Source organism: Halorubrum coriense DSM 10284, from assembly GCF_000337035.1.
GTDB classification, from domain to species: Archaea; Halobacteriota; Halobacteria; order Halobacteriales; family Haloferacaceae; genus Halorubrum; species Halorubrum coriense.
This window is the reverse complement of the sequence record NZ_AOJL01000020.1, coordinates 88,956-101,562: the sequence shown is the minus strand read 5'-3', so window position 1 is coordinate 101,562 and position 12,607 is coordinate 88,956. Positions and strand designations below refer to the sequence as shown.

General features: G+C 71.2%; 12 protein-coding genes and 1 tRNA gene. 8 read left to right on the top strand and 5 right to left on the bottom strand.

Going from position 1 to position 12,607, the window contains the following annotated elements; translation table 11 throughout:
* The first annotated feature begins 135 nt into the window (after nt 1-135).
* The 4 genes from cmk to C464_RS04215 all read left to right on the top strand — a co-directional run bounded on the left by cmk (nt 136) and on the right by C464_RS04215 (nt 3,044).
* Complete coding sequence (cmk, locus tag C464_RS04230) at nt 136-714, top strand: (d)CMP kinase (protein WP_006112309.1); 579 nt, start codon at nt 136-138, stop codon at nt 712-714.
* A 19-nt stretch (nt 715-733) separates the two neighbouring features.
* Nucleotides 734-1,723: an RNA-guided pseudouridylation complex pseudouridine synthase subunit Cbf5 gene (locus C464_RS04225; RefSeq protein ID WP_006112308.1), complete on the top strand. Its 990-nt coding sequence runs from the start codon at nt 734-736 to the stop codon at nt 1,721-1,723.
* A 23-nt stretch (nt 1,724-1,746) separates the two neighbouring features.
* Nucleotides 1,747-2,928 (top strand): succinylglutamate desuccinylase/aspartoacylase family protein, encoded by a 1,182-nt coding sequence (locus C464_RS04220; RefSeq protein ID WP_006112307.1) that lies wholly within the window; start codon nt 1,747-1,749, stop codon nt 2,926-2,928.
* Between the two features lie 45 nt (nt 2,929-2,973).
* Nucleotides 2,974-3,044 (top strand) — tRNA-Pro (locus C464_RS04215).
* Nucleotides 3,045-3,302: 258 nt separating this feature from the next.
* Here the strand turns inward: C464_RS04215 and C464_RS04210 are convergent.
* Nucleotides 3,303-4,349 (bottom strand): M42 family metallopeptidase, encoded by a 1,047-nt coding sequence (locus C464_RS04210; protein ID WP_006112306.1) that lies wholly within the window; start codon nt 4,347-4,349, stop codon nt 3,303-3,305.
* Nucleotides 4,350-4,550: 201 nt separating this feature from the next.
* Between C464_RS04210 and C464_RS04205 the strand changes: the two genes are divergently transcribed.
* Complete coding sequence (locus C464_RS04205; protein WP_006112305.1) at nt 4,551-6,002, top strand: lamin tail domain-containing protein; 1,452 nt, start codon at nt 4,551-4,553, stop codon at nt 6,000-6,002.
* A complete protein-coding gene (locus C464_RS04200; protein ID WP_006112304.1) occupies nt 5,999-6,310 on the top strand; it encodes a DUF3006 family protein in 312 nt (103 codons plus the stop codon). Before C464_RS04205 ends, C464_RS04200 begins: the two co-directional genes overlap by 4 nt.
* 133 nt (nt 6,311-6,443) lie before the next feature.
* Here the strand turns inward: C464_RS04200 and C464_RS04195 are convergent, their stop codons facing one another.
* Complete coding sequence (locus C464_RS04195; RefSeq protein WP_049910830.1) at nt 6,444-6,860, bottom strand: type IV pilin; 417 nt, start codon at nt 6,858-6,860, stop codon at nt 6,444-6,446.
* Between the two features lie 234 nt (nt 6,861-7,094).
* Here C464_RS04195 and C464_RS04190 point away from each other — a divergent pair, with 234 nt between their 5' ends.
* Nucleotides 7,095-8,597 (top strand): replication factor C large subunit, encoded by a 1,503-nt coding sequence (locus C464_RS04190; RefSeq protein WP_006112302.1) that lies wholly within the window; start codon nt 7,095-7,097, stop codon nt 8,595-8,597.
* 18 nt (nt 8,598-8,615) lie between these two features.
* Here the strand turns inward: C464_RS04190 and C464_RS04185 are convergent, their stop codons facing one another.
* Nucleotides 8,616-9,764: a sensor histidine kinase gene (locus C464_RS04185; RefSeq protein WP_006112301.1), complete on the bottom strand. Its 1,149-nt coding sequence runs from the start codon at nt 9,762-9,764 to the stop codon at nt 8,616-8,618.
* A gap of 144 nt (nt 9,765-9,908) precedes the next feature.
* Between C464_RS04185 and C464_RS04180 the strand changes: the two genes are divergently transcribed.
* On the top strand, nt 9,909-10,979 hold the full coding sequence (locus tag C464_RS04180; RefSeq protein WP_006112300.1) for a zinc-dependent alcohol dehydrogenase family protein: 1,071 nt from the start codon (nt 9,909-9,911) through the stop codon (nt 10,977-10,979).
* Nucleotides 10,980-10,992: 13 nt separating this feature from the next.
* Here C464_RS04180 and C464_RS04175 read toward each other — a convergent pair whose 3' ends face one another.
* Both C464_RS04175 and C464_RS04170 read right to left on the bottom strand, forming a co-directional pair.
* A complete protein-coding gene (locus C464_RS04175; RefSeq protein WP_006112299.1) occupies nt 10,993-11,721 on the bottom strand; it encodes an amino acid ABC transporter ATP-binding protein in 729 nt (242 codons plus the stop codon).
* Complete coding sequence (locus tag C464_RS04170) at nt 11,718-12,557, bottom strand: amino acid ABC transporter permease (RefSeq protein ID WP_006112298.1); 840 nt, start codon at nt 12,555-12,557, stop codon at nt 11,718-11,720. The genes C464_RS04175 and C464_RS04170 overlap by 4 nt, the downstream gene beginning before the upstream one ends.
* Nucleotides 12,558-12,607 lie beyond the last annotated feature (50 nt).

Sequence of the window (12,607 nt, the reverse complement as noted above, 5' to 3'; positions counted from 1 at the left end):
ATACAACTGCTATCGCCGCTGAGGCGGTCGAAGTTGAGCATAGAGCACTCGATCTTTTGACCGCCTCATTCCTTATCGCAACGCTACCCGCCGCGGAACGACAACCGTTTTGAACGGCACCCGCGGATTGGTGATATGTTGATCACCGTCTCCGGCCCGCCAGGGAGCGGGAAGAGCACCAACGCCGTCCAACTGGCAGACGCGCTCGGGCTCGGGCACGTCTCCGGCGGCGACATCTTCCGCGAGATGGCCGCCGAACGCGACATGACGCCGGTCGAGTTCAACGAGTTCGCCGAGGAGGACCCGCAGATCGACCGCGACCTCGACCGCCGGCTCCGCGAGATCGCCGTCGAGCGCGACGACGTCGTCCTCGAATCGCGGCTCGCCGGCTGGCTCGCGGCCGAACACGCCGACTTCCGGTTCTGGTTCGACGCGCCGCTGTCGGTCCGCGCCGAGCGGATCGCCGAGCGCGAAGCGAAGGGCGTCGACCGCGCGCGGACGGAGACGAAGCGCCGCGAGGCCTCCGAGCGCAAGCGGTACCGAGAGTACTACGAGATCGACATCGAGGACCTCTCGATCTACGACGCCGCGTACAACACCGCCCGCTGGGGCCCCGAGCGCTTCCTCGACGTCCTCGTCGCGACCGTCGAGGCGTACGACCCCGCCGACGACGAGGGGAAGTCCCCGGTCGAGGGCGTCGTGTACGACTTCTGATTCCGCAACCGACTCCCGCATGACAGACGCTTCCGACACCGACACCGACGCCGACCCGCTCAGGGCCCCGCCCGGCGAGCGGTCGGTCCCGGAGCTGCTGCGGTTCGGCGTCGTCAACCTCGACAAGCCCGCCGGTCCCTCCTCCCATCAGGTGTCGGCGTGGGTGCGCGACGCGATCGACGAGACGCTCGCCGCGCTCGACCCCGAGGGCCCGCCGACCGGCGGCGTCGCTCACTCGGGCACGCTGGACCCGAAGGTCACCGGCTGTCTCCCCACGCTGACCGGGGACGCGACGCGCATGGCGCAGGTGTTCCTCGAGGGCGCGAAGGAGTACGTCGCGGTGCTGGAGCTCCACGGGCCGCCGCCGTCCGACTTCCGCGAAGTGGTCGCGGAGTTCGAGGGCCCGATCTACCAGAAGCCGCCGCGGAAGAGCGCCGTGAGCCGCCGGCTCCGCACGCGGACGATCCACGAGCTGGACCTGCTGGAGGTCGCCGACCGACGGGCGCTCCTCCGGATCCGCTGCGAGTCGGGGACGTACGTGCGGAAGCTGTGTCACGATATCGGGCTCGCGGCGGGTATCGGCGCGCACATGGGGCACCTCCGGCGCAGCGCCACCGACCCGTTCGACGACCGCGACCTCGACGCGCTTCAGGACCTCGTGGACGCGCTCGCGTGGGCCGAGGACGGCGACGAGGAAGCGCTACGCGAGGTGGTCCGCCCGGCGGAGGACGCGCTGACGCACCTCCCAGCGGTGACGGTCGCGCGCTCCGCCGCCCGCAACGTCGCGACCGGCGCGCCGGTGTACGCGCCGGGTGTGCTCGACGTCGACGACGCGGCGCTTCCGACGGCGGTCAGCGACGACGCGCCGACCGACGGTGACGCCGACCCTGACCCGCCGCTCGCCGCGTGCTTCACGCCGGACGGCACCGCGGTCTGTCTCGGGCGAGTCGTCGGCGACCCGGACGCCGACGGCGGGACGGTCGTCGCCTTGGAGCGCGTTCTTTTATAACGCCGCCGACCCGGAATGCGGACATGGACGAGTCGGACGCGGACGGAAGCGGAACGGTAGCGGTCGGGAGCGCGAGCGCCGACCCGGGGACGCTCGACCGCGGTCGGCTGACGGTCGCCGACCTGCCGACCGGCGGCGCGGAGCGCCTCCCGGTCGCGGTCGCGAACGGAGCCGCCGACGGGCCCACGCTGTGGCTCACGGGCGGCGTCCACGGCGACGAGGCGACGGGGGTCGCGGTCGTCCAAGACGCGGTGGCGACCCTCGGCGACCGCCTCGGGGAGCTCGCGGGCGCGGTGGTCGCGGTCCCCGTCGTCTCCCCGGCCGGACTGCGTCGCAACGCGAGGGAGACGTACTACGGCGACGAGGACCCGAACCGCCACTTCCCGGACGCCGACGCCGAGTCGGCCCGTCCGCCAGAAATCCAAGAGCGGATCGACGCCCGACTGTACGCCGCGATCACCGGCGAGTCGCCCGACGACCCGAGCGAGTTCGCCGTCGAGACGGTCGGCACCGACGCCGCCGCGGACGCGCTGATCGACTGTCACACCGCCGGCGTCGGCAGCGAGCCATTCGCCATCCGCGACCGCGTCCTCTACGGCGACCGCCGGACCGAGGCGGAAGCGACCGCCCTCTCCGAGGCGCTCGGCCGGATCGTCGACGCGTTCGGGCTCCCGGTGGTCAGGGAGTACCCCGCGGCCGAGTACGTCGAGGAGAGCCTCCAGCGGTCGACGGCCGGAGCCGTGCTCAACGAGGCGGGAATTCCGGCGTTCACCGCGGAACTGGGCGCGCACAGCGTCGTCGACGACGCGCTCCTCGACGCGGGCGTCGCCGGCGTCGTCGGCGTCGCGGTCGAACTGGGCCTGCTCGACGACCGCGACGTGCCCGAGTCCGTCGGTGAGCCCGGGGTCGGCGTCGATCCGGCCCCCGTCGAGTTCCCCGTGCGGCGCTTCCGCGGGCCGACGACCGACGCCGCCGGCCTCGTTCGCCACCGCGTCAGCGCCGGGGACGCGTTCGCCGAGGGCGACGTCCTCGCCGACGTGGTCGACGCCGCGGGCGCGGAGCGCGCGACGGTCCGCGCCGACAGCGACGGGTACGCCCTCGGTCGCTCCGAGGGATTGGCCGTCTACGAGGGCGACCCGATCGGGAGCCTCGCGGTCCGCGACGACGGCGACCTCGTGGTCCCGCGGGAGACGGACGAGAAGTGAAGCGAAGTCCTTAATTACCGGACCGTCGTTCTTCCGGTGTAGTCAGGGACCGTGGGGTAGTGGTATCCTATGCGGATGGGGTCCGTATGACCTGAGTTCGACTCTCAGCGGTCCCATACGAAATTCTACGCGGAATGTCAGAAAACACCTAGCTTGACCGCTATCGTGCCGGTCTGGCAGAACGGGTCCCCGCCCGATTCACCCGTCGGTCACGCTCGTCGAGGGCGAGAGCTGCGACGTTCCGAGGGCGTCCCGTCCCCGTCGCTCTGTGTCCTAGAAAACGTCTCGAACCCGTCGGTACCGAAGGATTTCAACGGAACCGAACGATCGAAACTCCGCCAGCCGTTCCGCTCACCGGCACGTCGCTTCTGTACTTACCACAGAGTTCCGTCCTCGGCGTCGAGGAAGGCGGTGAGGAGGTCGACGGCGGCCTCGATGTCGTTCGCGTTGGCCGTCTCGACGGCGGAGTGGTGGTAGCGGACGGGGATCGAGAGCGCCCCGACCGGTCGCGCACCGCCGGCGGTCTGGAGCCCGCCGGTATCGGTCCCGATGTTCCAAGACACCTCGCGCTGGAAGCCGATGTCGCGGTTCTCGGCAACGGACTCGAACCGTTCCGCGACGCCGGGGGTCGCGATGACGCTCGCGTCCTTCCGCTTGATGCCGACGCCCTCACCGAGTTTCGTAATCACGTTCGACGGGTCGATCCCGGGATACGACTGTTCGAGCGTCCCGTCGAGCGCGACCACGAGATCGGGATCGACGTCCACGCCCAGGGCGGTCGCACCGCGCAGTCCGACCTCTTCTTGGACCGTCGCGGCGTAGTGAACGGTCACGTCGGGGTCCGCGCGTCTCGCGGCTTCCAACAGGACGTACACTCCCGCCCGGTCGTCGAGGGAGGAGCCGGTGACGCACTCGCCGAGCTCCCGGAGGTCGCTGTCGAACGTCACGACGTCACCGACGCCGAACCGCTCGTTCGCCTCCTCGGGGTCGAGACCGGTGAAGACGTGCGCGTCGTCGAGCGTCCAGTCCGCCGGAGCCTCGTCGGCGGCGGTGTGCGCGGCGGTGATCCCGACCACGCCGTCGTAGTCGCCCGCCCGCGTGTGGACGGTGACCGGCTGCCCGCGGAGCGCGTCCGGGTTCCAGCCGCCGAGCGCCTCGACGGAGAGGAAGCCGTCGTCGTCGACGTCGCTCACGATGAGCCCGATCTCGTCCATGTGCGCGGCGACGAGCACCTCGTAGTCGGGGTCCGCGCTCCCCCGGACGGTCGCGACGACGTTCCCCATCGCGTCCGTCCGCACGGCGTCCACGGCCGGGAGTTCGTCGCGCACGACGTCGCGCACGCGGTCCTCGTACCCGGCCGGGCCGGGGGCGTCCGTCAACCGCGCCAGCAGGTCGAAGTCGAACGTCGCGTTCGCGGCCATGGTCGAACGCTGGCGGGTGGCGCGTGAAAACCCGGCGGATTCCGGCGGAATCGGTGCGACCGACGACGGTCGTCGGGCAAAGAGAGCCGGCCTGTTCCCATCTATCGTCGGTCGCGGACCCCGCCGTCCGATTTCGAATCGCTCACGAGTGTGTCGGCAACGGATGCGTACCTCTTTGCCCCTGTAAGATGTTAACGGAACATGAAACGAACGGGCGGTGCGTTCCGGCTGCTCCTCGTCGTGGGGATCGTCTTTCTCGCGGGCTGCGCCGGCGCGGCGCCCGGCGAGCAGGCACCGACCGGGCCGGACGCGGGCGACGACGCGACGGTCGAGGCGGCGAACGGCACCGTCGAGGTCCACTACATCAACGTCGGGCAGTCGGTCAGCACGCTCGTCGTCGGGCCGGGGGGCGAGACGATGCTCGTCGACACGGGCCACTACGACGACGACGGCGAGCACGTGCTGGCGTACCTCCGGCGGCACGGCATCGATCGGATCGACCACCTCGTCGTCTCGCACAACGACGCGGACCACATCGGCGGCAACGCGGCGATCATCGAGCACTACCAGACGGAGGCGGACGGGATCGGTGCCGTCTACGACTCCGGTATCGCCGCGAGCACGCGGACCTACGCCGAGTACCTCGACGCCGTCGAGGAACACGACGTGACGCTGTACGAGACGCGCGAGGGCGACGCGATCCGGTTCGGCGCGGTCGACGTCGACGTGTTCGGCCCGCCGGACCCGTACCTCGCGAGCGAGGCGCGAAACGAGAACAGCATCGTCCTCAAGCTCACCCACGGGGAGACGAGCTTCCTCCTGTCCGGGGACGCCGAGGACGACCAGGAGGCGTACCTGGTCGACACGTACGGGTCGGAGCTGCGGTCGACCGTGCTGAAGGCGGGCCACCACGGCTCGTCGAGCTCGTCGAGCGAGTCGTTCATCGACGCGGTCGCGCCGCGGGCTATCGTCGTGTCGAGCGCGTACGACTCCCGGTACGGCCACCCGACCGAGGAGGTGCTCCGGCGGTTCGCGGACCGGTCGATCCCGACCTACTGGACCGCCACGCACGGGTCGATCGTCCTCGTGAGCGACGGCAGCGGCGTCTCCGTGCGGACGCAGCGCGACGCGCTCACCGACCCGCTGACGGTCCGCGACGGCGAGCCGATCGAACTGGGCGCGGGCGACGACGTCGTCGAACGCGTCCGGCTCGGCGGCGATCCGGTCGACGACGGTTCCGGGGACGGGGCTACCGCCGCCGCCGACACCGAAATCGACGACACCGACGACGAGAGCGAGCCGACCCCGACCGACTCGGCCGCGGCCGTGGGGGTCGCGGCGATCAACGCGGACGCCGCGGGCGACGACGGCGAGAACCTCGCCGATGAGTACGTCGTCTTCGAGAACGCGGGCGACGGGCCGATCGACCTGTCCGGGTGGACCGTCGCGGACGAGGCGGGCCGGAGCTACGAGTTCCCGCCGGGATTCGCGCTCGACGCGGGCGCGACCGTGACGCTGCGGACGGGGAGCGGTACGGACACCGACACCGACCTGTACTGGGGGTCGGGGTCGCCGATCTGGAACAACGCCGGCGACACGGTGACGCTCTCGGACGCCGACGGGGACCCCGTCTCGGAGGTGAGCTACGAATGACCGACGTCGACCCGCCGGACGTCGACCTCCCGGACGGCGAGTACACCGCGGTCGTCGACAACGTCGAGGACGGCCTCGCGACCGTGTTCTTCGAGCGCGACGGCGACGAGGTCGGGAACGCCGTGCTGGACCCCTCGCGACTCCCGCCGGAGGGACGACGCGCCGACGCGATTCTGTCGGTGACGCTCGACGGGGGACGGATCGACTCCGCCGCGTACGAGCCCGGGCGGACGGAGCGCCGCGCGGAGGCGGCGCAGGACCGGTTCGATCGGCTCTCGGAGCGGCCGCCGGCCGACGAGGAGCCGTAGCCGATCCCGGCGGCGGGGCTCGTCTTTCGAGCGACGGCTCGATCGGCGATGCTCGACCGCGGACGGCTCGCTACCGGATGCCGTCCGTTCCCGCAGTGCGACGCAAAAATCGAAGCCGAGAGAGACGCCGCGATCAGCTGAAGTCGTACGTCTGCTCGTAGATCGCGTTCCCGCTCGGGTCGTGAATGATGCGCACCACGGCCTCTCCGCTCGGGCTCGCGAAGCTACCGTAGTTCAGTGACTTCCGTTCTCCCGTCTGCCAGTCGCCCGCGTTGACGCTGTTACTGGCCCGCTCGCCGTCGACGGAGAGCGTCAGATCGCTCGTGTCGAGCGTCTGCCCGCCCGTCTTCGTGACGTTGATCACCGAGGAGTCGTTGCCGTCGACCGTGAACGTCGCCTGCGGCGCGGTGTCGCCCAGCTGATCGCCGAGTCCGAGGACGAACGTCCCGATGACGGCCGCGAGGATGACAGTGATCGCGACCATCAGGATGACCCCGATGACGGGACTCACCGCGCGCTCGTCCGAGTCGGATTGGGTGCGTGATGTCATAGGTTGGTCCCAGCGGGTCGCCGACGAACGGAACGCGGAGGGTCCCGACTCGGCGTCGGGCGGCCCTCGGATCCGTTCGGGTCGGCTGCTGGCTGCCGGGAGAATGCGGACCGCCCTTATGTACCTACTGCCACGAATACCAGCGTCGAAAATCGGACGACGGCGTTCGGCGGGCACCGACCGCTCGGACGCCGCTCCGCAACCACTAAACGCGGCTCGCTCCTTGCTTCGGTAATGGCCGACTGGACGGAGAAGTACCGCCCGAGCACGCTCTCGGAGGTGCGCGGCAACGACAAGGCCCGGGACGCGTTCGCGGAGTGGGCCCGCTCGTGGGACGACCACCGCGAGGCGGTCGTCCTCCACGGCAGCCCCGGCGTCGGGAAGACGAGCGCGGCCCACGCGCTCGCGAACGACATGGGGTGGGAGACGGTCGAGCTGAACGCCTCCGACCAGCGCACCGCCGACGTCATCGAGCGCTTCGCGGGCCGGGCCGCGCGCAACGCCACGCTGGGCGGGAGCGCGGCCGGCGGCGGCGCGGCCGGCGGCGACACCGCCTCGCGACAGCTCGTCGTCCTCGACGAGGCCGACAACATCCACGGCAACTACGACCGGGGCGGGGCCTCGGCGATCACGAAGTTGGTCAAGGAGTCCGGCCAGCCCATCGTGCTCATCGCTAACGACTACTACGACATGTCGCGCGGGCTCCGGAACGCGACCCAGGAGATCGAGTTCCGGGACGTCTCCGCGCGCTCCATCGTCCCCGTCCTCCGCGACGTCTGCCGCAAGGAGGGGATCGAGTTCGAGTCCGACGCGCTCCAGCGGATCGCGGAGGGGAACCGCGGCGACCTCCGCGGCGCGGTCAACGACCTCCAGGCCGCGACGCAGGGCCGCGACTCGATCACGGTCGCGGACGTCGTCACCGGCGACCGCGACAAGGCGCTGGGGCTGTTCCCGTTCCTCGACGCCGTGTTGAAAGAGGAGTCCGCCGAGGAGGCGCTCCAGTCGGCGTACGCCGTCGACGAGACGCCCGACGACCTGACGGCGTGGATCGAGAACAACGTCCTCGACGTGTACGAGCCGGCGGAGGCGGTCCGCGCGTACGACTTCCTCGCGAACGCCGACGTGTGGCTCGGCCGCGTCCGCGCCACGCAGAACTACTCCTACTGGCGGTACGCGACCGACAACGCGGCCGCCGGGGTCGCGGCCGCCCGCGACGGCGAGAAGGGCGGCTGGACCCGGTACGGTCGCCCGCAGTTCTGGTCGTCGTCGGACGCGACCGCGGACGAGATCGTCGGCAAGATCGCGGCCGCGAGCGGCTGTAGCGTCGCGACCGCCAGACGCGAGGTGTTGCCGTTCCTCCAAGCCGTCACCCACCACTGTAAGCCCCGCGAGCTGACCGTCGCGATGGCGGCCGCCTACGACCTCGACGAGGAGGGGGTCGCCTTCGTCACCGGCTCCGGCGAGTCGACGAACAAGGTCGCGTCGATCGTCGAGGACGCGCAGGCCCGCCGCGAGGAACTGATCGAGGAACACGCCGACGGCGCGTTCGCGCTCGCACAGGCGGACCGCGCGGCGGACGACGTCGACGCGACCGCGGCCGACGGCCCGGCGGGCGGCGATTCCGCCGAGACCGCGGCCGGAGCCGAGCAGGCCGCGTCGGCGGACGATGCGGCCGCTGACGAGCCTGACGACGACGGGGAAGACGACGATCAGGCCGGGCTCACCGACTTCATGTGAGCCGGTCTCGGGAGCTGGTCACCGGTTCCCGCCGCCGCCGCTGAGTCGGGGCGAACTCTGACCCGAGCCGCTCGCCTCCGCGGCCTCGATCGAATCCACGCAGCAGAACTCGAACCGCGCGCCGCCCTCGCGGCTCTCCGTCACCGAGACGGTCCACTCGTGCGCCTCCGCGATCCGCTCGACGATGGCGAGCCCGAAGCCCGTCCCGTCCGGCGCGGTCGTGTGCCCCGGCTCGAAGACGTCGTCGCGCTGGTCGGGGGGTATCCCCGGACCGTCGTCCGCGACGTAGAGCCCCTCGTCCGTCCGTCCGACTCGGACGCGGACCGCGGCCTCGTCGGGGTCCGCGGGAGCCTCGTCCGTCTGCGACCCCGCTCGCGGGGCGAACGTTCCGGGCGTGACGCGGTCGCTACGGTCGGACTCGTCGCCGCCGGCGGGGTCGGTCTCGTCCGGCGTCCCGTGTTCGATCGCGTTCCGGAAGAGGTTCTCCAAGGCCTGCCGGAGCCTGTCGGGGTCGCACGTGGCCGTCCCGAGCGACCCGTCGACGACGAGCGCGGCGTCGGCCGGGCCGCCGACGGTCCGCCACGCGCGCTCGACGACAGGTCGGAGGTCCGTCGGCTCGGCGGTCTGGACCGTCTTCCCCTCGCGGGCCAGCGTCAGGAGGTCGCCGATGAGGTCGTCCATGCGGTCGAGCGCGTCGAGCGCCCGGTCCAACCGCTCGGACGACGCGTCGTCGCCGAGTTCGTCGGCCAGTTCGACGTTGCCGACCGCCACGGAGAGCGGGTTCCGAAGGTCGTGGCTCACGACGCTCGCGAACTCCTCTAACCGCTCCCGCTGTCGTTCCAGCCGTTTCCGGCGTTCGACGCGCTCGTCGGCGAGGAAGAGGTAGCCGACCACGTCGCCGTCGTCCGTCCGCCGGCCGCGCTCGTGGACCCACTGGGGCTCCCCGCCGGCGGCGACTCGATACACGACGTCGACGGAGCCGCCGGACCCCAGCGCCTCTCGCAGCCCCTCTCGGTCCTCCTCGGCCACGCAGCCGAGCCAGCCGCCGTCGGGCCGCTCCGGCGCGTCCAGCCGGGACTCGCCGGCCGCCTCGATCACGAACCGGGCGGGGTCTGCCCCGGGGCGGCGATACGCGATCCCGGGGCGTCGTTGTATCGGTCGCGACACGTGTCAACGAGTCGACCGGGACGGCATAAACCTTACTCGCCTATCACTTGTCATGCGCTGAGATCAAGTCGAACACGCGCGAAATAATGGACGAGCGGTGAGATTCCCGGGAGACCTTTGTCGGCTCCCCCGGTGGATCGACCCATGCGCGCAGCGATCCTGCGAGAGTACGGCGAGCCGCTCGCGGTCCGCGAGCTCCCCGATCCCGAACCAGCGTCGGACGGCGCCGTCGTCCGCGTCGACGCCTGCGGCGTCTGCCGCAGCGACTGGCACGCCTGGTCCGGTCACGGCGAGTGGGCGGACGACCGCGTCCCGCGCGGCCAGGTGCTCGGCCACGAACCGGCCGGCGAGGTCGTCGCCGTCGGCGACGAGGTCGACCGGTTTCGCTCGGGCGACCGAGTGGTGGTCCCCTTCTCGCTCGGCGACGGCACCTGCCCGCACTGTCGGCGCGGGGCCGGAAACGTCTGCGAGGACGGACGCGCGCTGGGATTCGAGGCCGCCGCCCCGGGGGCCTTCGCGGAGCGCGTGGCGGTCCCGGCGGCCGACTACAACCTCGTCGAGCGCCCCGAGTGGCTCGGCGCGCCCGCGGCCGCGGCGCTGGGCTGTCGGTACATGACCGCGTACCACGCGCTCGCCGAGCGGACGACCGTCGGCGGCGGCGACGCCCTCGCGGTCCACGGCTGCGGCGGCGTCGGGCTCTCAGCGGTCCAGATCGGCGCGGCGCTCGGCGCGCGCGTGATCGCGGTCGACGTCGACGACGCTGCCCTCTCGCTCGCTCGCGAACTCGGCGCCGACGAGGCCGTGAACCCGGAGTCACTGCCGCAGGAGGGTTCCGTCCCCGGGCGCGTCCGCGACCTGACCGACGGGGGCGCGGACGTCTCGCTCGACGCCCTCGGGGTCGCGGAGACCTGTCGCAACTCCGTCCGGTCGCTGCGTCCGCGGGGCACGCACGTCCAAGTCGGGCTCACGACGGACGCCGAGCGCGGCGAGGTGTCGCTCCCGACCGACTGGATGACCCGGTGGGAGATATCGTTCCTCGGGTCGCGCGGGATGCCGCCGACGAGCTACCCGGACCTGTTCGCGCTGATCGAGGCGACGGGGATCGACCCCGGCGGGCTGGTCGCCCGCGAGCTGTCCCTGTCGGCGGTCTCGGACCGGCTCGCGGCCATGGACGAGTACGAGGGACGCGGCGTCGAGGTCGTGACCGAGTTCTGAGCGCGGCCCGACCCTACAGCAACCGCGAGAGGAACTGCTGGCCGCGCTCCGTCGACGGCTCGTCGAAGAAGGACCGCGTCTCCGTCCGCTCGACGACTCGGCCGTCGGCCATCAGGACGATCCGGTCGCCGACCTCGCGGGCGAACCCCATCTCGTGGGTGACGAGGACCATGGTCATCCCGTCGGCCGCGAGCCCCTCGATCACGTCGAGCACCTCGCCGACGAGCTCGGGGTCGAGCGCGCTCGTCACCTCGTCGAACAGCATCACCCGCGGCTCCATCGCGAGCGCGCGGGCGATGGCGACGCGCTGCTGCTGGCCCCCCGAGAGCGCCCCCGGGTGCGACTCCGCCTGATCGGCGAGCCCGACCCGGTCGAGGAGGTCGGCCGCGGCCCGCTTCGCCTCGGCCTCCGGCGCGCCTTTCACCTTCTCCGGGGCGAGCGCGACGTTCTCCAGCGCGGTCTTGTGCGGGAAGAGGTTGAACGACTGGAACACCATCCCGATCTGCTGCCGGATCGCGTTGATGTCCGTCTCGATCACGGACCGACCGTCGAGGCGGATGTCCCCGCCCTGGATCTCCTCCAACCGATTCGCACACCGGAGCAGCGTCGACTTCCCGGACCCGGACGGCCCGATGACGACGACGACCTCCCCCTCGTCGACGTCGACGTCGACGTCGTACAGCACCTGCGTGTCGCCGAACGACTTGTCGACGCCGTCGAACTGTACGAGCGGACCGGTCACGCCTCCTCACCTCCGTCGTCGTCGCCGCCGGAGCCGAGCCCCGACAGCCGACCGAACATCCGGCTGTCGGACCCCCAGTCCGACCGGCGCTCCAGTCCGTTTACGAGTTGGCTCATCGACATCGTGATCGCGAGGTAGAGCACGCAGACCCACACGAGCGGGGTCCACGGGTCCAGTTGGTTGCTGTTGATGTTTCGGAACACGCTCATGATCTCCGGGACGGCGATGACGGTCAGCAGCGAGGTGTCCTTCACGAGGATGATCTGGTCGTTGCCGATGGCCGCCAGCGCGTTTCGCCACGCCTGCGGGAGGACGACCTCGCGCAGCGCCATCACGCGGGACATCCCGAGCGACCGCGCCGCCTCCATCTGGCCGTTCGGCACGGCGTCGATCCCGCCGCGGATCGCCTCGCCGACGTACGCCCCGTGATTCAGCGTGAGCCCGATGATCGCGGCCGGGATCGCCCAGTCCGAAAAGGGGAACTCGCCGGTCGCCCACAGCCGCGGCACGCCGAAGTAGATGACGAACAGCTGGAACAGGAGGGGGGTGCCGCGGAAGAACTCGACGTACCCCTTCGCGATCCGGCCGGTGACGTTCGACGTCGAGATCCGGCCGAGCCCCACGAGGACGCCGAGCGACACCGACAGCAGGCTCGATATCACGACGATCTGGATGACGAGGAAGAACGCCTCCGCGAACCGCCGCGCGATGAGCGGCGAGGAGAGCAGGTCGTAGTCGACCTGCGTCGAGAGGATCCAGACCAGCAGGCCCCCGATGGCCAGCACGAACGCGCCGGCGGCCACCTCGCCGACCCGCTTCACCAGCCGGTCGCGCATCAGTACGCCGCCGCCGCTCGACTTCGATTCGGTCTGTGTAGCCATGTGAT

What these genes read in the sequence shown, in the direction of transcription:
- C464_RS04205 (WP_006112305.1), top strand. Translation starts at nt 4,551, where the DNA reads ATGAAACGAACGGGCGGTGCGTTCCGGCTGCTCCTCGTCGTGGGGATC.
- C464_RS04180 (WP_006112300.1), top strand. Translation starts at nt 9,909, where the DNA reads ATGCGCGCAGCGATCCTGCGAGAGTACGGCGAGCCGCTCGCGGTCCGC.
- C464_RS04225 (WP_006112308.1), top strand. Translation starts at nt 734, where the DNA reads ATGACAGACGCTTCCGACACCGACACCGACGCCGACCCGCTCAGGGCC.
- C464_RS04170 (WP_006112298.1), bottom strand. Translation starts at nt 12,557, where the DNA reads ATGCGCGACCGGCTGGTGAAGCGGGTCGGCGAGGTGGCCGCCGGCGCG.
- C464_RS04200 (WP_006112304.1), top strand. Translation starts at nt 5,999, where the DNA reads ATGACCGACGTCGACCCGCCGGACGTCGACCTCCCGGACGGCGAGTAC.
- C464_RS04195 (WP_049910830.1), bottom strand. Translation starts at nt 6,860, where the DNA reads ATGACATCACGCACCCAATCCGACTCGGACGAGCGCGCGGTGAGTCCC.
- C464_RS04190 (WP_006112302.1), top strand. Translation starts at nt 7,095, where the DNA reads ATGGCCGACTGGACGGAGAAGTACCGCCCGAGCACGCTCTCGGAGGTG.
- cmk (WP_006112309.1), top strand. Translation starts at nt 136, where the DNA reads ATGTTGATCACCGTCTCCGGCCCGCCAGGGAGCGGGAAGAGCACCAAC.
- C464_RS04210 (WP_006112306.1), bottom strand. Translation starts at nt 4,349, where the DNA reads ATGGCCGCGAACGCGACGTTCGACTTCGACCTGCTGGCGCGGTTGACG.
- C464_RS04220 (WP_006112307.1), top strand. Translation starts at nt 1,747, where the DNA reads ATGGACGAGTCGGACGCGGACGGAAGCGGAACGGTAGCGGTCGGGAGC.